Origin of the sequence: Flavobacterium sp. (genome assembly GCF_036405015.1) — a bacterium.
Lineage (GTDB): Bacteria > Bacteroidota > Bacteroidia > Flavobacteriales > Flavobacteriaceae > Flavobacterium.
Map to the genome: position 1 here is coordinate 1 of NZ_DASWYK010000001.1, position 25,458 is coordinate 25,458.

Annotated in this window: 29 protein-coding genes and 1 pseudogene; 18 read left to right on the forward strand and 12 right to left on the reverse strand. The window is 32.1% G+C overall.

From position 1 onward, the window contains the following. A pseudogene (locus VGE71_RS00005) lies at positions 1-353 on the forward strand (glycosyltransferase family 2 protein); the annotation flags it as partial. Between the two features lie 9 nt (positions 354-362). Here VGE71_RS00005 and VGE71_RS00010 read toward each other — a convergent pair. Continuing rightward, entirely contained in the window at positions 363-1,133 is a 771-nt protein-coding gene (locus VGE71_RS00010; RefSeq protein WP_331136459.1) for a Kdo domain containing protein, read from the reverse strand. A gap of 90 nt (positions 1,134-1,223) precedes the next feature. Then, a complete protein-coding gene (locus VGE71_RS00015) occupies positions 1,224-2,009 on the reverse strand; it encodes a DUF5672 family protein (RefSeq protein WP_331136460.1) in 786 nt (261 codons plus the stop codon). Between the two features lie 291 nt (positions 2,010-2,300). Between VGE71_RS00015 and VGE71_RS00020 the strand changes: the two genes are divergently transcribed. After that, positions 2,301-2,870 carry an L-threonylcarbamoyladenylate synthase gene (locus VGE71_RS00020; RefSeq protein ID WP_331136461.1) on the forward strand — a complete coding sequence of 190 codons (570 nt, stop codon included), beginning with the start codon at positions 2,301-2,303 and terminating at the stop codon, positions 2,868-2,870. 174 nt (positions 2,871-3,044) lie between these two features. Here VGE71_RS00020 and VGE71_RS00025 read toward each other — a convergent pair whose 3' ends face one another. Then, positions 3,045-4,169 (reverse strand): cysteine desulfurase family protein, encoded by a 1,125-nt coding sequence (locus VGE71_RS00025; protein ID WP_331136462.1) that lies wholly within the window; start codon positions 4,167-4,169, stop codon positions 3,045-3,047. An 88-nt stretch (positions 4,170-4,257) separates the two neighbouring features. Between VGE71_RS00025 and VGE71_RS00030 the strand changes: the two genes are divergently transcribed. Continuing rightward, positions 4,258-5,241 (forward strand): hypothetical protein, encoded by a 984-nt coding sequence (locus tag VGE71_RS00030; RefSeq protein WP_331136463.1) that lies wholly within the window; start codon positions 4,258-4,260, stop codon positions 5,239-5,241. Positions 5,242-5,379: 138 nt separating this feature from the next. Here the strand turns inward: VGE71_RS00030 and VGE71_RS00035 are convergent, their stop codons facing one another. Next, positions 5,380-5,931 (reverse strand): Smr/MutS family protein, encoded by a 552-nt coding sequence (locus VGE71_RS00035; RefSeq protein ID WP_331136464.1) that lies wholly within the window; start codon positions 5,929-5,931, stop codon positions 5,380-5,382. Between the two features lies 1 nt (position 5,932). Beyond that, positions 5,933-6,082 carry a hypothetical protein gene (locus VGE71_RS00040; RefSeq protein WP_186296678.1) on the reverse strand — a complete coding sequence of 50 codons (150 nt, stop codon included), beginning with the start codon at positions 6,080-6,082 and terminating at the stop codon, positions 5,933-5,935. A 149-nt stretch (positions 6,083-6,231) separates the two neighbouring features. Here VGE71_RS00040 and VGE71_RS00045 point away from each other — a divergent pair, with 149 nt between their 5' ends. Then, positions 6,232-6,498, forward strand: a complete 267-nt coding sequence (locus VGE71_RS00045; RefSeq protein ID WP_331136490.1) for a DUF2752 domain-containing protein — start codon at positions 6,232-6,234, stop codon at positions 6,496-6,498. Positions 6,499-6,608: 110 nt separating this feature from the next. Here VGE71_RS00045 and VGE71_RS00050 read toward each other — a convergent pair whose 3' ends face one another. Next, the gene (locus VGE71_RS00050) at positions 6,609-7,310 is read right to left on the reverse strand and encodes a DUF1003 domain-containing protein (protein WP_331136465.1); all 702 of its coding nucleotides are present in this window, start codon (positions 7,308-7,310) and stop codon (positions 6,609-6,611) included. Between the two features lie 190 nt (positions 7,311-7,500). Between VGE71_RS00050 and epsC the strand changes: the two genes are divergently transcribed. The 4 genes from epsC (at position 7,501) to VGE71_RS00070 (ending at position 10,786) form a co-directional block, all read left to right on the forward strand. After that, positions 7,501-8,292 (forward strand): serine O-acetyltransferase EpsC, encoded by a 792-nt coding sequence (epsC, locus tag VGE71_RS00055; protein ID WP_331136491.1) that lies wholly within the window; start codon positions 7,501-7,503, stop codon positions 8,290-8,292. Between the two features lies 1 nt (position 8,293). Then, a complete protein-coding gene (gene cysM / locus VGE71_RS00060; RefSeq protein WP_331136466.1) occupies positions 8,294-9,181 on the forward strand; it encodes a cysteine synthase CysM in 888 nt (295 codons plus the stop codon). A gap of 100 nt (positions 9,182-9,281) precedes the next feature. Further along, positions 9,282-10,268, forward strand: a complete 987-nt coding sequence (locus VGE71_RS00065; RefSeq protein WP_331136467.1) for an aldo/keto reductase — start codon at positions 9,282-9,284, stop codon at positions 10,266-10,268. Positions 10,269-10,381: 113 nt separating this feature from the next. Beyond that, positions 10,382-10,786, forward strand: a complete 405-nt coding sequence (locus tag VGE71_RS00070; protein WP_331136468.1) for a hypothetical protein — start codon at positions 10,382-10,384, stop codon at positions 10,784-10,786. Positions 10,787-10,839: 53 nt separating this feature from the next. On the opposite strand, the gene VGE71_RS00075 is transcribed toward VGE71_RS00070, so the two are convergent. Next, positions 10,840-11,715, reverse strand: a complete 876-nt coding sequence (locus VGE71_RS00075) for a HAMP domain-containing sensor histidine kinase (RefSeq protein ID WP_331136469.1) — start codon at positions 11,713-11,715, stop codon at positions 10,840-10,842. Between the two features lie 333 nt (positions 11,716-12,048). Between VGE71_RS00075 and rlmD the strand changes: the two genes are divergently transcribed. The 3 genes from rlmD to VGE71_RS00090 are packed head-to-tail and all read left to right on the forward strand — an operon-like array spanning position 12,049 to position 14,786. After that, the gene (gene rlmD, locus VGE71_RS00080; RefSeq protein ID WP_331136470.1) at positions 12,049-13,461 is read left to right on the forward strand and encodes a 23S rRNA (uracil(1939)-C(5))-methyltransferase RlmD; all 1,413 of its coding nucleotides are present in this window, start codon (positions 12,049-12,051) and stop codon (positions 13,459-13,461) included. A 7-nt stretch (positions 13,462-13,468) separates the two neighbouring features. After that, on the forward strand, positions 13,469-13,999 hold the full coding sequence (locus VGE71_RS00085; protein ID WP_331136471.1) for a DUF6452 family protein: 531 nt from the start codon (positions 13,469-13,471) through the stop codon (positions 13,997-13,999). After that, a complete protein-coding gene (locus VGE71_RS00090) occupies positions 13,971-14,786 on the forward strand; it encodes a DUF6048 family protein (protein ID WP_331136472.1) in 816 nt (271 codons plus the stop codon). The genes VGE71_RS00085 and VGE71_RS00090 overlap by 29 nt, the downstream gene beginning before the upstream one ends. Positions 14,787-14,873: 87 nt before the next feature. Here the strand turns inward: VGE71_RS00090 and VGE71_RS00095 are convergent, their stop codons facing one another. Then, positions 14,874-15,110, reverse strand: a complete 237-nt coding sequence (locus tag VGE71_RS00095) for a hypothetical protein (protein ID WP_331136473.1) — start codon at positions 15,108-15,110, stop codon at positions 14,874-14,876. A gap of 170 nt (positions 15,111-15,280) precedes the next feature. Then, a complete protein-coding gene (locus VGE71_RS00100) occupies positions 15,281-16,438 on the reverse strand; it encodes a THUMP domain-containing class I SAM-dependent RNA methyltransferase (protein ID WP_331136474.1) in 1,158 nt (385 codons plus the stop codon). Positions 16,439-16,585: 147 nt separating this feature from the next. Between VGE71_RS00100 and VGE71_RS00105 the strand changes: the two genes are divergently transcribed. Next, complete coding sequence (locus VGE71_RS00105) at positions 16,586-17,350, forward strand: class I SAM-dependent methyltransferase (RefSeq protein WP_331136475.1); 765 nt, start codon at positions 16,586-16,588, stop codon at positions 17,348-17,350. Between the two features lie 91 nt (positions 17,351-17,441). After that, a complete protein-coding gene (locus VGE71_RS00110) occupies positions 17,442-18,110 on the forward strand; it encodes a ZIP family metal transporter (protein WP_331136476.1) in 669 nt (222 codons plus the stop codon). Positions 18,111-18,175: 65 nt separating this feature from the next. Here VGE71_RS00110 and VGE71_RS00115 read toward each other — a convergent pair whose 3' ends face one another. Continuing rightward, positions 18,176-20,560 carry a TonB-dependent receptor domain-containing protein gene (locus VGE71_RS00115; protein WP_331136477.1) on the reverse strand — a complete coding sequence of 795 codons (2,385 nt, stop codon included), beginning with the start codon at positions 20,558-20,560 and terminating at the stop codon, positions 18,176-18,178. Positions 20,561-20,712: 152 nt separating this feature from the next. Continuing rightward, the gene (locus VGE71_RS00120) at positions 20,713-21,858 is read right to left on the reverse strand and encodes an AraC family transcriptional regulator (RefSeq protein ID WP_331136478.1); all 1,146 of its coding nucleotides are present in this window, start codon (positions 21,856-21,858) and stop codon (positions 20,713-20,715) included. A gap of 169 nt (positions 21,859-22,027) precedes the next feature. Between VGE71_RS00120 and murQ the strand changes: the two genes are divergently transcribed. From murQ to VGE71_RS00145, 5 genes are all read left to right on the forward strand, one after another. Then, positions 22,028-22,840, forward strand: coding sequence for an N-acetylmuramic acid 6-phosphate etherase (gene murQ, locus VGE71_RS00125; protein WP_331136479.1), 813 nt, complete (start codon positions 22,028-22,030; stop codon positions 22,838-22,840). 202 nt (positions 22,841-23,042) lie between these two features. After that, complete coding sequence (locus tag VGE71_RS00130; RefSeq protein WP_331136480.1) at positions 23,043-23,264, forward strand: DUF6095 family protein; 222 nt, start codon at positions 23,043-23,045, stop codon at positions 23,262-23,264. 27 nt (positions 23,265-23,291) lie between these two features. Next, positions 23,292-23,522: a hypothetical protein gene (locus VGE71_RS00135; RefSeq protein WP_331136481.1), complete on the forward strand. Its 231-nt coding sequence runs from the start codon at positions 23,292-23,294 to the stop codon at positions 23,520-23,522. Then, complete coding sequence (locus tag VGE71_RS00140) at positions 23,507-23,821, forward strand: type II toxin-antitoxin system RelE/ParE family toxin (protein WP_331136482.1); 315 nt, start codon at positions 23,507-23,509, stop codon at positions 23,819-23,821. The genes VGE71_RS00135 and VGE71_RS00140 overlap by 16 nt, the downstream gene beginning before the upstream one ends. Then, positions 23,809-24,381: a pentapeptide repeat-containing protein gene (locus tag VGE71_RS00145; protein WP_144214562.1), complete on the forward strand. Its 573-nt coding sequence runs from the start codon at positions 23,809-23,811 to the stop codon at positions 24,379-24,381. The genes VGE71_RS00140 and VGE71_RS00145 overlap by 13 nt, the downstream gene beginning before the upstream one ends. A 260-nt stretch (positions 24,382-24,641) precedes the next feature. Here the strand turns inward: VGE71_RS00145 and VGE71_RS00150 are convergent, their stop codons facing one another. Then, the gene (locus VGE71_RS00150) at positions 24,642-25,445 is read right to left on the reverse strand and encodes a DNA alkylation repair protein (protein WP_331136492.1); all 804 of its coding nucleotides are present in this window, start codon (positions 25,443-25,445) and stop codon (positions 24,642-24,644) included. Positions 25,446-25,458: the final 13 nt, after the last annotated feature.

Genomic DNA, 25,458 nt, shown 5'->3' on the forward strand with positions numbered 1-25,458 from the left:
CTTTTTATAATCATGAAAAAATCGTTCACGAAAAACTGGTTATAAATGGCGAAGTAAGAAAATTAAAAAATAAATTAATTCACTTTTCTTACTCCACCTTTGATGATTATAAACAAAAAATGATTTTTTACGGAAAATTAAAAGCGCAGGAAGAATTGGCTAAAAACACAAATCCAAACTTCTTTCATTTTTATATTCGTCCGGCTTATCAATTTATAAACCAATATCTAATTCGTTTTGGATTTCTTGACGGCAGATCCGGATTGATAATTTGTTATCTGAATGCTTTGAGCGTTGCAGTGCGTTTTCAGGAATTAAAAAAAATCAGGATGCTGCAACAACAAACTTGTTAAATCTAACTTCTAAGATTTTTTCCAGAATTTTAGTTTTTTCTTCAGTCTTTTCTTTTTCGCAAAACTTTCCTGAAAATCGACTGTTGCCTGCCACATCTTTTCAAAAATTTCAGCTTCACTTTTCTCTTTGTAGTATTTCGAATATTCGTTACTCATTACAGCAACCATTTCTTTTTTAGGAGTTAAACGACTGAAATTGTTCATTCTTTGCTCAAAGTTCATGTCATCATGAAAATTCATTCGATTTAAATCGACTAAAAAGAATGCATATTGATCATCGTTCATTTTCTTTATCAGCGTATTTCCTGGCGAATGATCTAAAAATTCGATTCCTTTTTCATGAAGATCAAAGCAAAACTTACTAAACTGTCTCAGAATGTTATCATGATCTGGATAGTCGGGAATTTCGACTAGTTCTCTGTATGTTAATTCCGTTACCAAATGCTCGCTTACATAGTAACTATCTTTTAAACCAATAAAATTGAAATTTTCAAAAAATGCAATTGGTTCTGGTGTTCCAATTCCCTTTTCAAGTAAAATTGTCGCATATTCAAAAGAACGTCTTGCTTTTGACTTTCTAAAATATTTATAAGCAACTTTGTTTACGATATTCGGAATCTTAAATGATTTAATGTTAATGGTCTTTCCATTCAAATCAAACAATTTAATTTTATTACGATCTCCATTTCCAAAAAGTTCACCCGAAGAATTAAAATCGCTTACAATTTGCGCTATATAATTCTGGTCCTGTTTAAATTTCTCGCTGATTTTTAATGGCATAATAAATATCTGTAGTTTTAAAGGTTCAAAAATAACGAAATGCTTTCACACAATAATGAAAACATAAAAAAAACACGATAAAAACAGATCTTAATACTGATCAATTATAGGTTTCCAAAAATGGATTACTTTCGGTTTATTAATTGCATGACAACCAAATGGAAGTTCGTTGTTGGTTAATTTCATTGCCAGATTAGGTTTTCTGTCCATTGCAAAATAAACCGCTTCTTTATAATCCGGAATTTTAAAATTAGGATCAAAATCAATTGCTTTCAGAGACCAGAAAACATCTTCTATAGCATATATTTTCTTTTCTTTTGCATTTAAAATTTCTGTAATAAAGTTTTGCTGATTTTTTGTAATAGCATAATGTGAAGCAACTTTACGTAATGAAAAACCACCATTTCCAACTTTAAAGAAAGTTTGTTCTCGAGCATTTTTCTTTTTAGATCGAAACAATCTCGCTACTTTATTAAAGATATTCATTCCGAAAGAATCTGTAGAAGTAGCAATCCATGGTGCTCCGATATAATCGTATCCTTTTTGACACCATTTCAATAAATCATCTCTAAAAACAAAAGCATCCAACTGATAAATTAAAATATACTCAGAATCTAAGAAGCTTTCGTAAAAAACAGGAGACAATAATAATTCATTATAACCATTTATGGTGGCAAAATAATGTTTGGAGAAACTCTTAAAAGTTAAATTATCAAATTTTTCTGAAAGATAAGAACAGTTTAAACCTTCTGGGTGTACAATTACAATTTCGTAATCTTTTAAGATTTTACAACATTGCAAAAATGATTTTTCTTCAAGTTCTCCAAAATATTCCTTGTAAACAGGAATGATTACTTTCGCTATTTCTTTATTCATGTGGTATTTTAAAAATTAATCTGTTTCTCCGAAATGTAATTGGCATTAAAAACGATTGTCAATTACAGCTCATTTTTCCTGATATTCTAACTTTAACCGCAAAAATAATCTTATAAATTACAAAACCTTGTTTATTGTAAATTAAATTTACATTTTTTAGCAATTAAAATTCTTTGTATAAAAACGCATTAAAATAGACTTACATAATTCTAATCAAAGAAATGAATAATTGAAAAACATTAAATCTTTCGGAGTTTGATTATTATCTTTGTCGAAATTAAAGTTTTTTTCATGGAAAATATCAATCAGGAGGTTATCAACGCCTATGAAGTCATTAAAGAAGGCGGAATCATTCTTTATCCTACCGACACAGTTTGGGGAATTGGTTGTGACGCTACAAATGCTGAAGCTGTTGCTAAAATCTATAAACTAAAACAACGTGCAGAAACCCAAAGTATGATTGTTTTGATGAATGGCGAAAAAATGATGTATAATGTATTTAAAAACATTCCTGAAGTTGCCTGGCAAATTATTGATTTATCTGAAAAACCAACCACTTTAATTTTGGACGACGCAAGAAACGTTGCTCCAAATATTATTGCAGCAGACAAATCTTTGGGAGTTCGATTAGTAAAAGAGCCTTTCTGTTACAAATTAATGGAAAGAATGAAAAAGCCTTTAGTTTCGACTTCGGCTAATATTTCTGGACAGCCTACCCCGATTGCCTTTAAAGACATTAGTCCAGAAATCGTAAATGGTGTTGATTATGTTGTTAAATTGAATCAAGACAAGATTAACGGAAAATCTTCTACGATTATTAAATTGACCAATGATTCACAAGTAAAAGTGATTCGTAAATAAATTTTAGAGTTTAGATTTATAAATTGTGCTTGTATTTCACCGCAAAGCACGCAAGGTTATTTCCTAACTGAACTAAATAAAAACGCAAAGTTCGCAAAGCTTTGTCTAAAAAAACTTTGCGAACTTTGCAAAAACCTTTGATGTCTTTGCGTTTAAGCCCAACAACTTGAAACCTTAAACCGTTTTCAAACTCTCAATAAGCCAATCGATATCTTCTTTAGTATTATAATGGCTAAACGAAATTCTCAGATTAGGCAGTTTTAAATCTGCTTCTGACAACATTTCGTTTAAAACATGCGAAGGCTTAATACTTCCGGACTGACAAGCACTTCCTCTTGAAACTGCTATTCCTTTCATATCTAAACTAAATAGCAACATTGATGTTTTATCTGATGAAAAAGGTAAAATAATATTGATTATATTATAGAAATCTTCTTTCTTTCCGTTAATTCGAAAGTCAGGAAAATGAATTTCCAACTGCTCAATAAGGTAGTTTTTTATGCTAGAAATATAAGTCCTTTCCTCGTGTAGATTTTCATAAGAAATAGTCAAAGCTTTTGCCATTCCGGCAATTTGATGAACTGCTTCGGTTCCTGCTCGAAGTCCTTTTTCTTGTTCTCCACCAAAAAGCAAAGGTTGTATCCCTGAATTTTTTCTAATAAAAGCAAAACCGATTCCTTTTGGTCCGTGAAATTTATGCGCACTAGCTAGAATAAAGTCAACAGGAGTCTTTTGAAGATCAATTTCTGTTTTTCCGACAGACTGAACCGTATCCGAATGAAATAAGGCGTTATACTGCTTGCAAATAAGTCCAACACGATCTAGATCTAAAATTGTCCCAGTTTCGTTGTTTACATGCATCAAACTTACTAATGTCTTTTTTTCTTCAGCCAATAAATTTGATAAATGTGTCAAATCAAGACTTCCGTCCGAATTCACATTTACATAATCAATCTGGATTTTATATTCTTCTTGAAGTGCCCAAACCGTATGCAAAACTGCATGATGTTCAATTTTAGAAGTAATAATACGTTCTACTTTCAAATCTTCCACTGCAGATCGCAGAATCCAGTTATCAGCTTCTGTGCCTCCCGATGTAAAAATAATTTCCTGAGCGGTACAACTTAAGTGTTTGGCGATACTCTTTCTCGAAAGTTCTATTATTGTTTTAGCGTTTCGTCCAAAACTATGTGTAGACGACGGATTACCAAAATCCTCAAGCATTACTTTAGTCATTTCCTGAATTACTTCAGGACGCATCGCTGTTGTTGAGGCATTATCTAGATATACTTTTTTCATTACTGCAAAGTTAACAAATATCAATTGTCAAATGTTCAATATCATTTGCCATTTTTTTCACTATTTTTGACCCAAATAAATTTTTACAATGAAAAAATACGCTTTTATTATATTATTTATCCTGTTTCTGAATGGATGTGATGACGGAGATTTAACTGTAGATACAATAGACTTCGAAAGTGTTACAACCTCACAGGCTTGTGATACGACAAACACTTTAATCTACAAATTAAAAGATCAGGAAGCTCTTTTACTGCAAATGCCTTCTGGCTCAATTATTAACGACAATAAAAGTTATGACTATGTAATTGACTCGAAAGGAAACGGGCAATATCGTGTAGTTTATAGAGCTTATGATGGAAAAGTTGCTACAACTAATATTTGCGGTATTATTCCACCAAGTACTCCTAAAGTAACGCAAGAATGGCTTGGAACAGATGGTATTATACATATTGAATCTAAAGAAATCGAGACACCAAACACAAAAGATGATGGTACAAGAATAACTGGTTACACACATAGTATTATATTTCAAAATATAACTTTTGCCAAACCATCAGGAGATCAAACTCAGGCGAAGTACACTTTTGGACTTTATAATACTACCGTTACACCTGCCGATTTCACATTTAGAACCAACCCAAACGGAACGATCTATGAATGCGGAAATTTTAAGAAAATATACAATTACAATAATTCATTCTACCTATCGATTGAAGATGTCGACCCTACTTTATTTGTAAACGAAGTAACTCCAGCAAATCAACCGAGAACGAGACTGATTAAGGAAACACAGAATAAGGTTTTTTATAAAACAGTAAAAACGGGTACTGGTTCTTTTTCTGAATCTTATATCTGTACTCCAACCACAACTCCAGTAGTTGATCAAACATGGACAGGACAACTTGGGGTGGATACTGTGTCTGGTATTATCGAAGTTTCTACTACTCTTACTGCAAAAACTTACACCCACACCATTGTACTAAAAAATGTAATTTTACAAAGAGACAATAGTACTTTTAAACTAGGAAGTCGTTTTACTTTAGGAGCTATTGAAAGAACTGTAGATTAAAAAACAAAGAATACAAAAGATAAATAATTCTTACAAAAAACGTCTGTTTTTCAAAACTGATTTTAATATTAAATCAGATCGAAAAACAGACGTTTTTTTATGCTCAAAAATGAACACTTTAAAGCAACTTTATTTTGTTTATTTATTGTTTTGTCTAAAATAAACTTCGGTTGCACCAAGCCCATATTTTTGATAATTGGCATCCTGAAAATCTATTCCGTCATAACGGCCTAATAAAAAATCCAGTTCTGCTTTTAAAATTCCTTCTCCAACACCGTGAATAAAAACAATTTTCGGAATACGGTTTCGAATCGCAAATTCAATATGTCTTTTTGCCGTTTCGGTTTGTAATGTCAGAATATCAAAATTAGACATTCCTCTTTTGTTTGGAACCAATTTCTCAATGTGCAGATCAAATTCTGGAACTCCAACATCGCGTTTATCTTTCTTTTCTTTGACAAAACTTCTCGGTTTTGGCTCCGTTTTTTCTTTTGAAATTTCTTCTAAATCAATTCTTTTAATAGAATTCATTAAATTACTGGAATCCTGAATCTTAAGTAACTTGTTGACTAAAAATGTCATCATAAATCCGTCTGTAGTTTCTATTAAAACTTCATTGTTTTTGACTGAAACAACTATTCCATTAATGGCTTCGTCGAGAACCGAAACCTTATCTCCTTTTACCAGCATCCTACTCTTCTTTATCGTTATTTTTACTTGGTGTTTTAGCACTTAATTGCATCATTCCAAACATGAAAACTACAATCGCAATAATCATGATGTATATATTTTTTTCTTCCGAAACCTGTTCATAAAATGCAACAGAAATTGCAAGAATCATTATTATAATTTTAAAAGCTTTCATCAATTTTAAAGTTTAAGATATCAAAAGTATAAAACTTTCAAATAGTACTTCTATCCTATTCAAAAGGTTTGTCGTATTTTTTTAGTAAAATTGCAAAAAGAATTATCATGACTTTAGAGAAATATATGATCCCATGCTTGTTTAAAACTATCTTTGGTTTTGATTGTTTGGGCTGTGGTTTTCAGCGGTCTTTATTCTTACTTTTTCAAGGACAGTTTTTGGCTGCTTTTAAAATGTATCCAGCAATATATTCTTGTCTTTTGCTCTTCGCTTTTATAGCACTTCATTATCTAGACAAATCCAAAAATTACAAGAAATTAATTTGGAGAATGGCAATCGTAAACCTCATTTTTATGCTTGGAGGTTATTACTTCAAACACTTTTATTTTTAGATTTTAGATTTTAGATTTTCTAAAAAATCGCTTCGCTCTTTTTTGGAATTTGGAATTTCAAAAATTGGACTCGAGCGATAGCGAACAGGCGAAGCAATTTCAAACACCCTTTATTTCTTAATCTGATTTAAAATATCGTTCATCATTTCGATTTGAACTTTCTGAATTTCGATTAATTCCTGTTGCTGATGCATAATCAAATGATCAATTTTATCGTGAATCATTCTAATCTCTAATTCCGATTTTAGATTAATCATATAATCTTTTTTAGCACGGTTTCTATCTTTTTCTTCCTGACGATTTTGACTCATCATAATTACTGGTGCCTGTAAAGCCGCAACGCAGGAAAGAATCAAGTTTAAAAGAATAAAAGGATATGGATCAAAACCTTTGTTCAAAAAAATGTAAACATTCGAACCAATCCAGATTGTAATAAATACAACAAACGAAATAATAAAAGTCCAGCTTCCGCCAAAATCAGCTACTTTATCGGCTACTCTTTGTCCTAAATTGCGTGTTTCCTCTTCATCTTCCACAATGCTAACAATCGACTTATCTTCTTTTAATGAGGAAATCACGTTTTTCTCCATTGCCGTAAGTGCTCCGATTTCTGTTGAAAGATAGTTTGAAATATATTTTTGACGGTAAACATTTAATTCGTTAATAGCAATACAATCGTCATCATTAAAATCCGGAAATTCTTTTTTAATTAAACCCAAAATAGGATCATGAATCGATTTGCCACATATTTTCTCGCTTTCAGCAAAAGACAGCCCTGAAATTGCACTTTTAAATGTCTGGTTGTTTTTCATTTTTACTTGTTTTGAAAGCTAATTTACGTAATTAACTTCTTAAGAATAGCATAAAAAAGAACTGTTTCCGATTCGTTTTTTATCACAAATGAGGTTTTCTACAGAAAATTTCTTTAGTTAAATCGTGACTGTATTTCCAAAAAACGCCTTACTTTTAACGTTCCAAAATTATTCATTCATTTTTACCATTGTGACAAAAGACACTATCATACAAAATATAAAGGCTTTAAAGAGTCATTCACATATAAATTACGGTATTAAAACCAAAACTGAAGACTTTACAGAGAAGCTTTTTTATACTCTTTTTGATTCAAATGCTTCTCTTGATGAAAGTATTGACGAATTGGAAATCCGCTTTAAAGAAATTGCTGTTTTAGCCTGCAAAAAACCTCAAAATTTATGCGAATCCATTTGGGACAGATTTCTTGAAAAACTCCCAGGTGTTTTAGAAAAACTAAATCAGGATGCCGAATATATTTTAGAAAATGATCCAGCTTCAAACAGCATTGATGAGGTATATTTAGCTTATCCCGGTTTTTATGCGATCGCTATTTACAGGTTAAGTCACGAATTGTACAATTTAGATTTACTTCTTTTCTCTCGATTAATGAGCGAATATGCGCATAGAATTACTGGAACCGATATTCATGCTGGAGCCGATATTGCTTCTCCATTTTTTATCGATCACGCAACAGGAATCGTAATTGGAGAAACTACTGTTATCAAAAAACATGTAAAAATTTATCAGGGTGTTACACTTGGCGCATTGAGCGTAAGCAAAGAAATGAAAAACGCAAAAAGACATCCAACGGTTGAAGCAAATGTTTGTATTTATGCTAATGCAACCATTTTAGGAGGCGAAACTGTAATTGGCAAAAACAGTATTGTTGGAGGAAATGCCTGGGTTACGAAATCTATTCCTGAAGATTCGATCGTATTAAATACCACTACAACTGAAGTTAAAATAAAAGAAAAAAAATAAAATGGGTCCACAGAAATTATTAAACCTGATTGGAAATACTCCTTTGATGGAAACTGTCAATTTGGTTCAAAATAAAAATGTAAAACTTTTACTTAAACTGGAAGGTAATAATCCTGGAGGAAGTGTAAAAGACAGAGCTGCGTACAACATGATTGCTGCCGCTTTAGAAAGAGGCGATATTAAAAAAGGAGACAAACTAATTGAAGCAACCAGCGGAAACACTGGAATTGCACTGGCCATGATTGCGCAATTATTTGGCATAGAAATCGAATTGGTTTTACCAGAAGATTCAACAAAGGAAAGAACTCAAACCATGCGTGCTTATGGCGCTACCGTTATTTTAACGCCTGCTAGCGAGGGAATCATCGGTTCTCGTGATTATGCTGACAAAAAAGTAGCTCAAGGCGGTTATTTGATGCTAAATCAGTTTGCTAATGATGACAACTGGAAAGCTCATTACAAAACAACGGGTCCAGAAATTTGGAATGATACTGACGGAACTGTAACTCATTTTGTTTCGGCAATGGGAACGACTGGAACTATTATCGGAACTTCGACTTATTTAAAAGAAAAAAATCCAAATATTCAGATCGTTGGAGCACAACCTAGCGACGGCTCCCAGATTCCTGGAATCCGTAAATGGCCACAGGAATATCTTCCTAAAATTTTTGATGCTTCAAAAGTAGATACTGTTATTGATGTAAGCGAAGAAGAAGCACGTGCAATGACTAAAAGACTAGCTCTGGAAGAAGGTGTTTTTGCAGGAATGAGCAGCGGAGGTTCTGTTGCAGTAGCCTTGAAAATTGCCGAAAAATTAGAATCCGGAGTTGTAGTTGCCGTAATTTGCGACAGAGGAGATAGATATTTATCTTCGGATTTATTTGATTAAAAAAGTAACAAAGTGACAGAGGCTCAAAGGGACAAAGTTTTTACTTCCCTATAAAAATCTTTGTCCCTTTGCAACTATGAACCTTTGAACCTAAAAATAAATGAACTACAGAAAACTAGGAAAAACAAACTTTAACATCTCTGAAATCTCCCTTGGAACATGGCAGGTTGGAGGAAAATGGGGATCGGGTTTTGATGATAAAACTGCTGATGAACTTTTGAACACAGCGATAGACAATGGTGTAAACTTTATTGATACAGCAGATGTTTATGAAAACGGATTAAGTGAAACTGCCGTTGGACGCGTAGTTCGTTCACGATCAGAACGTATTTTCGTAGCTACAAAATGCGGACGTCAAATTAATCCGCATGTAAATGAAGGATATACACCAAAAGTACTTCAAAAATTTGTTGAAGACAGTTTAAAAAGAACTGGTTTAGAAACTTTAGATTTAATTCAGTTGCACTGTCCTCCGACTGAAGTGTATTATTGCCCTGAAATTTTCGAACTTTTTGACCGTTTAAAAGAGCAAGGAAAAATTCTTAACCTTGGTGTAAGTGTCGAAAAAGTAGAAGAAGCTTTAAAAGCAATTGAGTATGACAACGTAACGACTGTTCAAATTATATTCAATTTATTTCGTCAGCGTCCGTCTGAATTATTTTTCGCTGAAGCGAAGAAAAAAGATATTGGAATTATCGCACGCGTACCTTTAGCAAGCGGACTTTTAACAGGTACGTTTAACGAAAAAACGACTTTTGAACCTCAGGATCACCGTAACTTCAATCGTAACGGAGAAGCTTTTGACAAAGGCGAAACATTCTCAGGAATTGATTACGATCTTGGGTTAAAAGCAGTTGAAGCTTTAAAAGCATTATTTCCAGGATCAGAAAATCTAGCCCCAATTGCGTTACAATGGATTTTAAGTTTTAACGAAGTAAGCTGCATTATTCCGGGTGCTTCAAAAGTAAACCACGTATTATCGAATTTATCCGTTTATGATACTCCACAATTAACTGCTGAACAAATTTCGACAATGAACAAAATCTACAATGATTTTATCAAACCGTCTGTTCACCAACTTTGGTAATAATAACATTTAGGCATGTAAAATAGCATTTTTAAGTTTTTTCTCTCATAATTACGCAACCATTTATGGTTTATTGCATCTAGTTATAAAATACTAACCAATAAACCATAATTATGAAAAAATTATCCTTTTTATTATTAGCACTTTGCTTATCTTTTACTTCTTGCAGTAAAGACGAAAGCTCGCGAGAAGAAGAACAAGCAAGACTCGACAAAATGTATGATGAACTTATTGAATATTCTCAAGTCAATTCCAAAACCTGTACTAATCCAGAAGAATGGAATATCCTAAAATATGGTGAAAGTGTTTGTTCAGGCTTCTACATTTACAACAAAAGTGTAGATGCCGCTGTTTTTAAAAAGAAAGTCGATAGCTATCGCGAAGCCAGAAGTAAGTTTGACGCTAAATGGGGTGTTTATTACGACGCTTACCCGTGTGAAACAGTAGTTATGAATACAAGAATATCGTGCGTAGAAGGAAAAGCAACTATAGTTTACGATAATACCAAAGGGCAATAAAAAAACAGTGAGGTTACTAAGTTTTTATCTTAAACTTAGTAACCTCATTTTTTTTAAATATCAAATTCTATTTTAAATTCGGCACCACGATTTTTTCCATCGCTTATAGCAGTTAGTCGGCCTTTATTACGTTCTATAATTTTCTTGCTTAAGTACAATCCAATTCCGGTAGAACCTTCGTTTGCAGTTCCGAGTCGGCTCATTTTGGTGAATTTTTTAAATAATTCATCAATCTGATTTTTATCAAAACCAATTCCAGAATCTTTAACCGTCAAAATTAGTTTAGAATCTTCAGAATAAATTCTCACTTTAATTTCACTGTCAAAATAAGAGAATTTCACGGCATTACTAATCAAATTGACTAAGACCTGAATCAGCAGCCCTTCATCAATTTTAAGTTTGGCTTCAACACATTCTAAAATCAGGTTCAGTTTTATGTTTTTATCAAACAAACGTTGTTCAACCTGTTCATTGATAAACGGAAGAATATTTGGAAAAAGAACTGTTTTCACCTCCGGATTTACCTTAACAACTTCATCTTGTTCTTTGAGTAATTTTATAAAATTATCAATATATCTAAATTGAAGATCTGTTGATTCGCAGATTAACTCAGCCAGATTAGTTACCGATTCTGAAGGATTTTCGCTTATGATCAACTTAGCCAATCCCTGCGGATTTCCGGCAAAGTTTTTTAAATCATGCGAAAGCATATAAACCAAATCTTGTTTTTCGTTTATAAAACTTTCTGCTTCGTAAATAGATTCCTGAATATTACATAAAAGCAGTCCAGCTTCGTCTGTATATTCTGTTGGTAAAACAGAAAGTTTTCTAAAACTGCGATAATCATCCAAAGCTTTTGACGCTTTTTTAATTGGATTTATCAATCTGTTTAAAACCAAAAGTGTAATAGCTGTTGCCAGCAAGGTCATAATTAGCGAAAAAACTAAAATTGAAGTGGGCGAAATACTGTGCTTAAAATACAATACAAAAAATAAAATTCCTATTAGAGGAATATGAATACCGATAAAAGCAACAAAAAGGAACTTAAAAGCATAACTTTTTTTAAGAAAGCTGATTTGTGAGAGTTTGTGATACAACTTCATAAAAATGGGACAATCTCTGTAGGTTAATATTGTAATGTGACGGGGTTTCTTACAAAACAAAATTAACTTTTATCCTTTAAAAAACTAATTTTTTCATGAATTTCTAAAAATTTTGTAAAATTAAATTTGTAAAAGTTTTCAAAGGTTTATTTTTGCGCTATGGGAAGAAAAAATACAGACAAAGTTGTCTTTCATCAAATTCAAGTTCTTGATGCTGGTGCAAAAGGAGTTTCAGTAGCCAAAGCACCTGACGGAAAAGTTATCTTTATTCCGAATGTAGTGCCTGGAGATGTGGTTGACGTACAAACATTCAAAAAAAGAAAAGCTTATTACGAAGGTAAAGCCGTAAAATTTCACGAATTATCAGATTACAGAGTTGATCCAATCTGTGAGCATTTTGGAGTATGCGGAGGATGCAAATGGCAAAATATGAAATACAGCCAGCAGCTTGCATTTAAACAAAATGAAGTTAAAAATCACTTACAAAGAATAGGAAAAATTGAACTTCCGGAATTTGAAGATATTTTGGGTTCTGAGAAACAGTTTTTCTACAGAAATAAAATGGAATTTTCTTTCTCAAACAGTCGTTGGCTAACAGAGAAAGAAATTGGAAGTACAGAAGATTTAGGAAACAGAAATGCATTAGGATTTCATATTCCGAAAATGTGGGACAAAATTCTTGATATTAATAAATGTCATTTACAAGAAGATCCTTCAAATGCGATTCGCAACGAAATTAGAGCATTTGCAAATGAGCATAATTTAGCGTTTTTCAATCCGAGAGAACATTCTGGATTATTGAGAACAGTTATGATTCGTACTGTTTCTACTGGCGAAATCATGGTTTTAATTCAGTTTTTTGAAGAAGACAAAGAAAACAGAGAATTAATCTTAGATCATTTATACGAGAAATTCCCTCAAATTACATCCTTACAATATGTTGTAAACGGAAAACCAAATGATACAATTTACGATCAGGATGTTATTCTTTACAAAGGAAGAAACTACATTCTGGAAGAAATGGAAGGTTTAAAATTTAGCATTAATGCAAAATCTTTCTACCAAACCAATTCGGATCAAGCTTACGAATTGTATAAAATTACAAGAGACTTTGCGGATCTGACAGGAAATGAGGTCGTTTACGATTTATATACAGGAACAGGAACAATCGCTCAGTTTGTTTCTAAAAAAGCCAAAAAAGTAATTGGTGTAGAAAGTGTTCCTGAAGCTATTATTGATGCTAAAGCCAACGCAGAACGCAATAATATTACCAATTGTGAGTTTTTTGTTGGAGACATGAAAGTAGTTTTCAACGAAGCTTTTATTGCACAACACGGAAAACCAGATGTTATTATTACAGATCCGCCACGTGACGGAATGCATAAAGATGTAGTAGAACAAATCTTAAAAATTGCTCCAAAACGAGTAGTTTATGTAAGCTGTAATTCTGCAACTCAGGCACGTGATTTAGCTTTAATGGACGAAAAATACAAAGTTACCCGTGTGAGACCTGTAGATATGTTTCCACAGACACATCATGTTGAAAATGTCGTACTTTTAGAACTTCGATAAAAAATAAATGAAAAAAATAATCTCGTTTTTACTGCTCTTTACTTTTGGCTTATCAAGCTGCGAGAAAGATGATATTTGTGATGGCAATACACCAACGACTCCAAGACTGGTTATTACTTTTTACGATAGTGCCAACCCGACAAGAACCAGAAATGTCAACAATTTGCAAGTAATTGGTGAAGGCATGGAAGAAGGAATTGTTTTTAATGAAAATGCTATCGATAGTACAAAATACTTAACTAGTGGAAACAATGTAATGCTTCCATTGAAGGTTAACGACAGTACTGTTACTTATAAATTTATCTACAATGCAAATAGTACCACATCAAAAAATACAGATGTTATAAAATTCAATTACAGTACTCAAAATGTATATGTATCAAGAGCCTGTGGTTTTAAAACTATTTTTACTTTAAAAACTAATGATCCTTTTATTCAGACAGACCCAGATGGAGATACTGTCTGGATGACTGAGGTGCAATTACTAAACCCAAACATTGAATCCGAAAATGAAACACACATCAAAGTATTTTTCTAGCATTTTCTTATTGTTTTCAATGTATTTAGGGTACGCTCAGGAAACACCAGAAACTACAGCAAAAAAAGAAGTTGCTCCCAAAAAACCTAAAACTGAAACTGCAAAACCAGAAATTCAGGAAGTAAAAAAAGACAGCGTTATCAAAACGGATCGTTACGGTCTTCGTGTTGGTGTTGACTTATACAAACTTACTCGAGGTCTTTATGATAAAGATTATAAAGGAGTAGAATTTGTTGGAGACTGGAGATTGACAAAGAAATATTATCTGGCTGCAGAACTAGGTTATGAAAACAAAACGACAGATGATGACCGTTTAAATTCATCTGCTTCGGGAACTTATCTAAAAGCTGGATTTGATTATAATTTCTACGAAAACTGGCTTGACATGGAAAACCTGATCACAATCGGACTTCGTGGTGGTTTTAGTTCATTCAGTCAAGATTTAAACAGTTATAAAATTTATAATCCGAATCCGTATTGGGGAGAATTACCTTCAATAGCAACAAACCAAAAATACAGCGGACTTTCTGCTAGTTGGTTGGAAGTCGCGATGGGAATAAAAGCAGAGGTTTTCGATAATATTTTTGTTGGTTTTGGAGTACAACTTAAACTTCTTGCAACCAATAAAAAACCAAGTGGATTTGATAATCTTTACATTCCTGGTTTCAACAGAACTTATGATGGAAGTTTTGGAGTAGGATTTAATTACACTGTTTCTTATTTCATTCCGATTTATAAGAAAAAAATAAAGATCCCTGAAATAAAAGAAGTTTCTAAGAAGAAATAGTTTTTCTATAAAGGTTCTAAGCTAAAAAAGGCTTAAATTCAAATGTTCTTTGAGTTTAAGCCTTTTTTATTTTGACAATTTTACTAATTATCTGATTTCTTTAATTCCTTTCACAAAAAGCCATTTCATAAAAAGTTTTTCTCCGTCTTTTGTTCGAACAGCCTGAAATTTAGGTCCGATAATAGTTCCGATTACAAAAGCCGTTAACGGAATCCAGATTCCTGTTAAGCCTGTATAGGCAGCAATTAAAAATCGAAACGCAAGAAACAAGATTGCGAAAGCCGCTAATTGATATAAGAAAGCTCTTAGTTGTAATTTTGACATATTTTTATTTTTGAGTTGCTAAGCTGCTAAGGTTCTAAGTTGCTAAGTTTTTTTCTTAAGAGCTTAAATGCGTAAATGTTATTTTCTTTAGTAGTTAAGTAACTAAGACACTAAATTGCTAAGTTTTTTTTAAATAATCTTAAAACTTAGAAGCTTAGCAACTTAGAAACTTAGACCTGAAATTTCGTTCTTTTGCTTCCTTCGTACATTTCGTATTTTACTAGACGAGCTTCTAAACTTCCGTTAAAAAGTTTGATTTTTCTGGAAGGTTTTAGTCCTACGAATTTTAAGGCTTCTAGGTTTGCTGTAATAAACCAAGCGTTTGTTCCTGGATAGTTTTTCTTTAATGTATCTCCGATATTTGCATAGAATCTTTCCATATGAATATCTAAACGCTCATCATAAGGTGGATTGAAGACAATATGAAGCTTTCCTTCTGTTTCTTTTTCTGTATCAAAGAAATTATCTTCGTAAACCTTTATGTAATCTTCTAAATTGGCATTTCTGATATTGTCTTTGGCTTTGCTAACGGCACTTGGCGCTTTATCAAAACCTTTAATAGTGTAATGAAACTCTCTGGTTTTCTTCATTAAACTATCAATAATTTTATCAAAAAGATCGTTGTCCCAATCTTTCCATTTTTCAAAAGCAAATTCCTTTCTGTTGATGTTTGCTGGAATATTGCAGGCAATCATCGCAGCTTCTGCAAGGAAAGTTCCCGAACCACACATTGGATCAAGGAAATGACTTTGTCCGTCCCAGCCAGATAATAATAAAATTCCGGCTGCTAAAACCTCATTAATCGGAGCAATATTAGTTGCCGTTCTGTAACCACGCTGATGAAGTGAAGCTCCAGAAGTATCTAAAGCTACAGAAACCTGATCCCTGTCGATATGGATATTGATTCTTAAATCCGGATATTGTTTATCAATACTCGGGCGCTGACCTGTTCGTTCTCTAAACTGATCTACAATGGCATCTTTACATTTTTGAGAAACAAATTCAGAATGATTGAAATAAGTTGAATGAACCGTTGTATCGATTACAAAAGTCTGATTGGCATTTAAATATTTAGACCAGTTTAAACCCGAAATTCCTTTGTACAAAGCTTGTTCATTGTTTGCTCTAAAAGAATAAATTGGTTTTAAGATTTTAAGAGCCGTACGCAAAGACAAATTGGCTTTGTACATAAAACCTTTATCTCCTTTAAAACTCACCATTCTCACTCCTTTTTCAACATCCTGAGCTCCAAGTGTACGCAATTCATTTTCTAATATTTCTTCAAAGCCAAAAAAACATTTGGCAATCATCTTAAAATTTTCTTCCATCTTTTCTTTTAAATTAAAAAAACTAAAAATTCAAAAGACGCTCACTTGCATCTCTTCATAATGCAACAATGTATCGCACCTAAATAGTTATTTTTCGGCAAAAATACACTAAATTTGCCGGACTTTGAATTAATTGAAATAGAATAAATGTCTGAAAAGCATAACGGATCTGTCCAAAATCAAGAAGGCGACAATCAAAACTGGTATTCTTCCTGGTTTGATACTCCTTATTATCATATTCTTTATAAGGATCGCAATTATCGTGAAGCACAAGTTTTCATGGATAATCTGACGCACTATCTTAATCTGCCTGAAAAGGCAAAAGTATTGGATTTAGCTTGCGGTAAAGGACGTCATTCTATCTATTTGAATCAGTTGGGTTATGATGTTTTAGGCGCCGATTTATCTGAAAACAGCATTACTGAAGCGAGCAAAAATAGCAATGATACGCTTCATTTTAAAGTTCATGACATGCGTGAACCGTTTGAAGAAAAATTCGATGCTATTTTTAATCTTTTTACGAGTTTTGGTTACTTCGAAAGCGACGACGACAATCTAACGACTTTAAAAGCAATTAAAGAAAGTTTATCTGAATATGGTTTCGCCGTTATCGATTTTATGAACGTAGCAAACGTGATTGAAAATCTTGTTCCAGAAGAAACAAAAACGGTTGACGAAATTGATTTTCACATCAAAAGATATGTTGAAGACGGACATATTTTTAAAGAAATTGATTTTGAAGATCAAGGCAGAAAATACCATTTTACCGAAAAAGTAAAAGCCCTGACTTTAAAAGATTTTCAGGATTTAATGGACGAAGCTGGAATTTTCCTGTTGGACATTTTTGGAGACTACAAACTCAAAAAATTCCATAAAACCGAAAGCGAGAGATTAATCATGATTTTTAAATAAATGGGTTAATCGTTTATTTGTTTAACCGTTTAATCGGTATACAAAAAAAACAATTAAACGGTTAAACAGATCAACGATTAAACAATAAAAGATGAACTACTTATTACCCTTATTTTCTGTACTTTTAGGATATAGTGTGGCTTTGTTTATAAAACCTAAAAACAAAACCAATTTAAAATTACTGCTGGCTTTCAGTGGTTCTTTTTTATTGTCATTAACTGTGATGCACCTTCTTCCTGAAGTTTACGAATCTCATAATCACAATATCGGAATCTTTATCATGATTGGAATTTTATTCCAGATCATACTTGAATTTTTCTCAAAAGGAGCCGAACACGGACACGTTCACGGACATGCAAAAATGTCTCAAATTCCGTGGCTTTTATTCTTTAGTTTGTGTATTCACGCTTTTTTGGAAGGATTTCCTGTTAGTCATCATCATGGTTTAGCAATCGGAATTGCCATTCACCACTTGCCTATTGCCGTGATCCTAACAACATTTTTCATCAATGCAGATTTGAATAAAAAAGCCATTTTTGCTTTCATGTTAACATTCGCCGTAATGACACCATTAGGGACAGTAGCATCAGAATTTCTTCCCGTACTAAATGATTATTACACAGAAATAACAGCAATCGTAATTGGTATTTTATTCCATATTTCATCGACAATTATCTTTGAAAGCAGTGAAGGACATAAATTCAACATCGCCAAAGTTTCTATGATTGTTCTTGGAATTCTATTGGCATTCTTTTTATAATGTGTTAATTAGAAAATGTGCCAATTAGAAAATTATCTAATTGGCACATTGACCTGTTACCTAATTTAATTCGCTCTCTTTCTCTCTTCTTGATTTCCTAAAGCACGTTCTTTTACGTTGATTTTTTTATTACCGAAATTATAAACTACAGACAAACGAACAAATCTATTGCTTTCATTATTGTTATAAACTTGTTTCACGCCATTTACAACCGAAGTAAAATCTTTTAAATAAGATGTATTAAAAATATCATTGGCTAAAAACGCAATTTGCATAGTTTTATTAAACAAATCTTGTTTAAATCCAATATCAAAACTAGAAGCATAACCTATTTCATACAAACCACTTTTAAAAGGCGTTGAATATGAAAAATCGATTTGTAGTTTAGTCGCTTTCCCTAGGATAAAAGTATTGTTTGTAGAAAAATCAATTTGTAAACTGTTAGTCGGCGTTGCATTGATATCTTTTATAAACTCTGTTTTTGCTCCTAAAAAATACAACAAATTTTCACTTTGCCACCAATCTGCAAAAGTTGCCGAATACGTTTCTCCAATGCCATAATTTAAGCTTTTGAAATAATTATCACGCGTTACAATCTGCGTATTTGTTTCTGGGTTTGAAGTAAACAAAACGCCATAACCATTTGTAACTAAATTTACGGTAACACTTGTTCTAAGAATTTCTTTATACGAATGAGCAAACTCAAAATTATCACTAAAAGAAGGTTTCAAAAACGGATTTCCCTCTGAATAACTATTACTACTAATATAAATACGGAACGGATTTAGCAAATCAAAACGAGGCCTGTTGATTCTTTTTCCATAATTCAAACTGAAACTATTGTTTTCATTCTTTTTGTATGAAGTGTAAAACGTTGGAAAAAGTTTTAAATAATTATTTATTGTTTCTTGATTCAAAGTTTCTGAGAATCCAGTAGTTTGCGTATTTTCAAGCCTTAAACCTAATTGAAAGTTCCATTTTTCATTTATTTTCTTATCTGCATTAATGTAAGCTGCCTGATTATTTTCAGTGTATTTAAATCGGTTAGATTGACTTGGATCTAATACCGGATTTCCTGTAATTGTATTATAATAAAGTATATCGCTTATACTATTTGTAAAACTTATCTTGGCTCCATAAGATAAATTCATCGCTTGAAGCGGATGCTCCATATCTGCCTTAAAACTCAAATTATCAATATCCTGATTTGAAATATTTCTTCCAGATTGATTCACATCAACAAAAGTTCCATCAGCTAAATAGTTGTTTGCTAAAAACTCACGGTCAAACTTTGAATTGTAATTAAAATAATCAACATCAAAAGATAATTTTCGGTTTAAGGAATCTAGTTTTGTAATCAAATGGCCATTATAGGTTTGATTTCTCGATTCTCTGTCTGCAAAACTATTGTTAAGGATGTAATTCTGTAATTCATTTTGTCTGTTGTATTTATTCACTACAATATTTGATTGAAAATCAGGATTATTTCTATCATTCAAAATTTGAAAACCAATCGTTGTTTTTTCTGAGAAATCATAATCTAAATCTAATTTCCCCGATAGGTTTTCATTTTTTACTTTTGTTCTCGCGTTCAGATTTGAAAGTCCATCCTCAAAATAAACATCTGAAACTTCATCTATATTTTTATATCCTGTTTTTCCATTAAAACTTGCAGAAAGACGCAATTTATTTTTGTTGTAAAAGAAATTATCCCTCAAAGTAAAAATTCCATATTTATTTTGATCGTAAGATGCCGTAGTTGTATTTTTCCAAGAATCACGAGTTCCTTTTTTCATAATAATATTAATCAATCCGCCAGTTCCTTCTGCTTCATATTTTGCAGGCGGATTGCTAATTATTTCAATATTCTTGATATCACTTGCTGAAATTGATTTCAAAAAATTATTCAATTCTTCGCCCGTTAATTCAATAATTCTTCCATCAATCATAACTCTCGAAGTTCCTTTTCCCAATATATTAATTGTATTGTTTTGCACCACAACACCTGGCGCAGTATTAATGGCACTCAAAGCATCTCCTCCTACATTAGTCACATTATTTTCAAGATTATACACCAAACGATCTGTTTTTTGCTCGATTGTTTTCTTTTTAGACTGAATGACAACTTCAACTAATTTTGTTTCGTTTTCTTTCAAAATAATATTCCCTAAATCAGTATCTTTTTCTAATGAAATTTCTTTTTGATAATCTGTAAAACCTAAAAGGCCGATCCCGATTTTATAGGACCCACTTTTAAGATGGATTTCAAAAGAACCATCTTGTTTAGTTGTAGTTCCGTCAATAATTTTTCCTTCTGAATTTGAAATGGAAACATTTGTCCATTCTAAAGGTGCATTTTCACTTTTTATTTTTCCTTTTAATTTTAATGTTGATTGCGCCAAACAAAATAAAGGCAATACTAAAAAGATAAGGAGATGTAATTTTTTCATGGTTTCTAATTTTAACTTGTTCGATTAATTTGAAGCAAAGTTGCCTTAGAAAATCTGCCTATGCGACCGACAAAAAAAGTCGAACCATTTTCTCTTTAAGAAATTGGTTCGACTTTATTTAGCATGAAGTACGACTTTTTACAAACCACTAATTATGAAGCGTTTCGATAAGCTGTAGGCGTTAAATTTGTATATTTTTTAAAAGAGGTATTGAACGATGATTTAGAATTAAATCCTACTTCGTACAAGATTTCTAAAACAGTTAAATCTTTTTTGGAAGGATTTTTTAAAATTTCCATCGCTTTTTGAATGCGATATTCATTCACAAAATCAAAAAAATGTTGGTCCATTTGGTGATTAATCAAAATTGATAAATCCCGAACTGGAATATTAATTTGATTACTTAATTCTTGTATTGTTAATGACGGATCAAGAAAAGGCTCTTTCTCTATCATATATTGTTTTAAAGCTGAAATCTGGTTCTTAATTTCTTCGTTTTCATTTTCTATTATTTCAACTATTTCATTCTCATTTTGCGGAAGAATCTCTTTCGTCAATTTTAATCTAGAATTGATTCCTCTAAAAAGTTCGGGATGATTTAATGCTTTCATGACAAACCAGCATATTACGCTTAAAGCCATAACGATCATCAAAACATTTCCCCAAAGAAAAATATCTCTTGAAGCTGTATAGCGCAATAAATTTTTTGAAGCTGTAATGGAATGCATAACTACAAAAACACAGTTCATCTGAAAAAGCCATTTGTAAGTAGACGTACTAGGATTGGTATAATTTTCGAGATAAATTCTTTTGTATTTTCTTAAAATCAAAAATATACTCACAATATAAAACCAGTATTGAAATTCGATTAGAATCTGAAAAAAGTAAATTTCAAACATGGTACTGTAATGTTCTAAAATAAACTGCTTTTCAGCGCCCGATTTCAAATAAACTCTCGGCATTAAAACAAAATTCATCACGACAAATGGAAGTGTATAAATTAAATGTTTCCATTTTAATCTAAAATCGGAATAACAAACTGCCAAAACATAGAGATAAATCAAAGGCATTTCTAACAAACACACTGTGCTTCTGAATAAATCAATATTTATGTATTCTAAAGGAAATGAGTAATCCATTAGTCCGCTAAAATCAATTGCCGACAAAATAATAAAGAAAGCAAAAAGTCGATTGGCTAATTTATTCTCCGTTTTTACTGTAAGTAAAAAAAGTGCCAATAATAACGAAACAAAGACAGCAATACGAGCAACGCTATCTAAAAATCCTAATTTGTCCATCTATCCAATAAAAATAATAAACAAATATAATATTTTACTTGGTGTAACAATGAGCCTACAAAACCGTCTTTAATAACAAAAAAACAAATAAAATGCAGATTATAAATCTTTGAACTTTGCGAGATTGAGATAAAATATATTAATTTTGGCGAGTCTAAATAACGATAAAATGACATTTACAAAAACCACGGAACAATCATCAAAATATGAACATTTAGAAAAAATGTCTGTTCATGAATTGTTGTCAAACATTAATCAAGAAGACAAAACCGTTCCTTATGCGGTCGAAAAAGCTTTACCTCAAATAGAAGCTTTAATTCCGCAAATTGTCTCTAAATTAAAACTAGGAGGCCGATTATTTTATATTGGAGCAGGAACTTCTGGTCGACTTGGTGTTGTTGATGCTTCAGAATGTCCTCCAACTTTTGGTGTTCCTTTTGATTTAGTAAATGGTATTATTGCGGGTGGTGACACTGCTATAAGACGTGCAGTAGAAAACGCCGAAGACAGCACAACAAATGCATGGATTGATCTTCAAAATCATAATATTGATTCTAATGATGTTGTAATCGGAATTGCGGCTTCGGGTACAACTCCTTATGTAATAAGTGGTTTAGAAGCTTGTAATGAGAACAATATTGTTACGGGTTGTATAACTTGTAATCAAGGAAGTCCGTTGGCATTAACAGCTCAGTTTCCGATTGAAGTGGTGGTTGGTCCAGAATTTATCACTGGAAGTTCTAGAATGAAAGCTGGAACTGCCCAAAAATTAGTTCTTAATATGATTTCGACTGCAGCTATGATTCAGCTTGGAAAAGTAAGAGGCAACAAAATGGTTGACATGCAGTTAAGCAATATCAAATTAGTTGATCGTGGCGTTAAGATGATTATGGAAGAAATTCCTGTTTCGTATGAAGAAGCTTCAGAATTATTAAAAAAATATGGCAGCGTGAGAAATGCTGTTGACAATTATATAAAATAAAGCTTTTGTCTTGTGGTTTAACCGCAAAGAACGCAATCCTGATAGCTATCGGGAACGCAAGGTTCGCAAGTTTTTTTTCAAAGCTTTGCGAACTTTGCGTTTTATTTTAGGTTTATAATGTAAAAAAACTTTGCGACCTTTGCGTTTAAGTACAAGTCAAACAACTTGAAACAAAAGAAACCTGAAACTTGAAACAAAATAAATGGCAACAAATCGAGAATTACTGAGAAAAGGAGTTACATATCTAACAGGCGCTCTGCCTTTGATGTTTTTAGGTCCATCCATGATTTATAATGCTTTTCAGAATCAGCATACCAATTGGCATTATCTTGTTTTAGGAATTGGAATCGTAGCTTGTTTATCTTCTATGGTTTTGATCTTTTTAGGATTGAAAATCATTATGAGAGGTATCTTTAATGACTAATTTGTATCTTTACTAAAATTCTTTGTTATGGATATACAAGCAGAAATAAACTGGATTCATCAAGAAATTGATAAAGTAAAAGATCCTTCTTTTGTTGAAAAACTAAAACATCTTTTACAATCAATAAATAATACCGCAATTGATTCGGACACAGCTTATAATTTAGATATTGAAAATGCCTTAGAAAACATTAAAAAAGGTAATTTTTATACTGAAGATGAAGCTAAAGAAATTGCGAAAAAATGGGGAAGAAAATAATTTGGTCAAGCGATGCTTTAAACCAGTTAGAAGACATTCATTTTTACATTTTCTTTGAGAGTAAATCACTTAGAATTGCAGATAAAGTGGTTAATACCATTTTTGACAGTACTGAAATACTTAAAACACAGCCTGAAATTTACAAAACTGATAAACAAAAAACCAATAATGATGGTAGTTTTAGAGTTTATTCCGTTTATGATTATGCTGTTTCTTATCAAATAACAGAGGAAAACATCTTTATCCTTCGAGTGCGTCACAATGCACAAAAACCTAAAAAACATTCATGGAAAGTCTAATTCACATTCAGAAAACATTCGAAAAAGTTGTTTACATTGATAAAAAAATAAACAATCGGGAGTTTGAAGACTGTGTGTTTAAAAACTGCGACTTTTCAAACAGCAATTTCAATTCGAATACTTTCCTGGACTGCGAATTTATTGACTGTAATCTTTCCATGACGAGTTTGGCTGGAACAAGTTTAAAAAATGTCACTTTTAAAAACTGCAAACTTTTAGGAATCGCTTTTAACGAATGCGACGATTTCTTATTTCAAGTTTATTTTGAAGAATGCACTTTGGATTATGCATTATTTTCAAACAAAAAAATGCCCAAAACCAAGTTCATCAATTCTTCTGTACGCGAAGTAACTTTCATCGGAACCAATTTAACGAGTTCTGTTTTTGATAATTGTGATTTGGACGGCGCTATTTTTAACGAAACACAATTAGCATCTGTCAATTTTAAAACGGCTTACAATTACAAAATTGATCCCGAATTCAATCCGATGAAAAAGGCACAATTTTCTACTGAAGGAATTGTTGGGCTTTTGGACAAATATGATATTAAAATTGTATAGTTTGTTAGCCACGAATTCACGAATTTCATTTAAACCAAACCACTATCAACTTGAAATAAAAGCTTTAACCAGCATATTAAAGCCAGAATTGTAATCCTAATTTACCCACAAATTGCACAAATTTCCACAAATTAATTTGTAAAATTTGGAGTCAAAAAATTTTTAGAAACTCAAAGTAAAATACGCCTAAGCACATAGTTTTGAACTATTTTTAAGACCAATAAAAATTGGAATAATTCGTGAATTCGTGGCTAAAAAAATCATTTTTCAATTGTTCGTAATGCCTTTTTTATAATGTATAGTGTTTCTTTTGTGGCACTCTCTTTTTTCCATTTTTCACATAAATCTTTTACAAAATCTGGTCTTGTTTTACTGGCATCATTGAGCCAATTGCCAACACTATCCTGAACATATTTGGAAGGATCAGATTTTAAAGCATTTAAAATCTTCAAACTTAATTCGGGTTCTTGTTTCAGTTTTTCAATATGTTCACACCAAACGCCTCTAGGTCTTGTCGCTTCGGTTGCAAAACGTCTTATATTCTCATCTTCGCTAGAAGTCCAGCTCAATAAAATTTCAAGGCTTTCTTCTAAATTCCTTATAATACTCGACCGAATTGCCAACCATGAAATTTCTCTGACACCAAAGTGCTTATCAGCTGCAAGAAACTGAATTTGCGCTAAAATTTCTTCGATCTTAAATTCTTGATTTTTCCCAATTGTATAAGCAGACCAACATCGCACCACATCCGATTTATGTTTTGAAATTATGGAAAGTATATCCGAATCGTTATTCAAAATTGACTCTGCTAATATTCCTGTTCCAATTGCTTCATTTATAGTATTGACCGTTTGCTTTTTTAAATTCCTAACATCTGTTAAAATAGGATCTAAATATTCCATTCGATCAGACTCTTTCAACACATTTTCTAAAAGCTTCGTTTGATTTACTGCAAGCCATTCTACCAGATTTGCCGTTTCAATTTCTCCTCTATTTAGTTGTTCCAAAACCCAAGTTGGAATATCTTTTGTCGACCTAGCTCCTTTACGCTTTACCTCTTCCATAGTTTTCACTTTG

Excerpts from the sequence above, each read along its gene's own strand:
- VGE71_RS00025 (WP_331136462.1), bottom strand. The coding sequence starts at position 4,169 with ATGAAAAAAGTATATCTAGATAATGCCTCAACAACAGCGATGCGTCCT.
- VGE71_RS00120 (WP_331136478.1), bottom strand. The coding sequence starts at position 21,858 with ATGGACAAATTAGGATTTTTAGATAGCGTTGCTCGTATTGCTGTCTTT.
- cysM (WP_331136466.1), top strand. The coding sequence starts at position 8,294 with ATGGGTCCACAGAAATTATTAAACCTGATTGGAAATACTCCTTTGATG.
- VGE71_RS00110 (WP_331136476.1), top strand. The coding sequence starts at position 17,442 with ATGAACTACTTATTACCCTTATTTTCTGTACTTTTAGGATATAGTGTG.
- rlmD (WP_331136470.1), top strand. The coding sequence starts at position 12,049 with ATGGGAAGAAAAAATACAGACAAAGTTGTCTTTCATCAAATTCAAGTT.
- VGE71_RS00135 (WP_331136481.1), top strand. The coding sequence starts at position 23,292 with ATGGATATACAAGCAGAAATAAACTGGATTCATCAAGAAATTGATAAA.
- murQ (WP_331136479.1), top strand. The coding sequence starts at position 22,028 with ATGACATTTACAAAAACCACGGAACAATCATCAAAATATGAACATTTA.
- VGE71_RS00145 (WP_144214562.1), top strand. The coding sequence starts at position 23,809 with ATGGAAAGTCTAATTCACATTCAGAAAACATTCGAAAAAGTTGTTTAC.
- VGE71_RS00130 (WP_331136480.1), top strand. The coding sequence starts at position 23,043 with ATGGCAACAAATCGAGAATTACTGAGAAAAGGAGTTACATATCTAACA.
- VGE71_RS00065 (WP_331136467.1), top strand. The coding sequence starts at position 9,282 with ATGAACTACAGAAAACTAGGAAAAACAAACTTTAACATCTCTGAAATC.
- VGE71_RS00100 (WP_331136474.1), bottom strand. The coding sequence starts at position 16,438 with ATGGAAGAAAATTTTAAGATGATTGCCAAATGTTTTTTTGGCTTTGAA.
- VGE71_RS00105 (WP_331136475.1), top strand. The coding sequence starts at position 16,586 with ATGTCTGAAAAGCATAACGGATCTGTCCAAAATCAAGAAGGCGACAAT.
- VGE71_RS00050 (WP_331136465.1), bottom strand. The coding sequence starts at position 7,310 with ATGAAAAACAACCAGACATTTAAAAGTGCAATTTCAGGGCTGTCTTTT.
- VGE71_RS00095 (WP_331136473.1), bottom strand. The coding sequence starts at position 15,110 with ATGTCAAAATTACAACTAAGAGCTTTCTTATATCAATTAGCGGCTTTC.
- VGE71_RS00140 (WP_331136482.1), top strand. The coding sequence starts at position 23,507 with ATGGGGAAGAAAATAATTTGGTCAAGCGATGCTTTAAACCAGTTAGAA.
- VGE71_RS00010 (WP_331136459.1), bottom strand. The coding sequence starts at position 1,133 with ATGCCATTAAAAATCAGCGAGAAATTTAAACAGGACCAGAATTATATA.
- VGE71_RS00030 (WP_331136463.1), top strand. The coding sequence starts at position 4,258 with ATGAAAAAATACGCTTTTATTATATTATTTATCCTGTTTCTGAATGGA.
- VGE71_RS00035 (WP_331136464.1), bottom strand. The coding sequence starts at position 5,931 with ATGCTGGTAAAAGGAGATAAGGTTTCGGTTCTCGACGAAGCCATTAAT.
- VGE71_RS00070 (WP_331136468.1), top strand. The coding sequence starts at position 10,382 with ATGAAAAAATTATCCTTTTTATTATTAGCACTTTGCTTATCTTTTACT.
- VGE71_RS00040 (WP_186296678.1), bottom strand. The coding sequence starts at position 6,082 with ATGATTCTTGCAATTTCTGTTGCATTTTATGAACAGGTTTCGGAAGAA.
- VGE71_RS00020 (WP_331136461.1), top strand. The coding sequence starts at position 2,301 with ATGGAAAATATCAATCAGGAGGTTATCAACGCCTATGAAGTCATTAAA.
- VGE71_RS00090 (WP_331136472.1), top strand. The coding sequence starts at position 13,971 with ATGAAACACACATCAAAGTATTTTTCTAGCATTTTCTTATTGTTTTCA.
- VGE71_RS00075 (WP_331136469.1), bottom strand. The coding sequence starts at position 11,715 with ATGACCTTGCTGGCAACAGCTATTACACTTTTGGTTTTAAACAGATTG.
- VGE71_RS00045 (WP_331136490.1), top strand. The coding sequence starts at position 6,232 with ATGATCCCATGCTTGTTTAAAACTATCTTTGGTTTTGATTGTTTGGGC.
- VGE71_RS00015 (WP_331136460.1), bottom strand. The coding sequence starts at position 2,009 with ATGAATAAAGAAATAGCGAAAGTAATCATTCCTGTTTACAAGGAATAT.
- VGE71_RS00150 (WP_331136492.1), bottom strand. The coding sequence starts at position 25,445 with ATGGAAGAGGTAAAGCGTAAAGGAGCTAGGTCGACAAAAGATATTCCA.
- VGE71_RS00085 (WP_331136471.1), top strand. The coding sequence starts at position 13,469 with ATGAAAAAAATAATCTCGTTTTTACTGCTCTTTACTTTTGGCTTATCA.
- VGE71_RS00115 (WP_331136477.1), bottom strand. The coding sequence starts at position 20,560 with ATGAAAAAATTACATCTCCTTATCTTTTTAGTATTGCCTTTATTTTGT.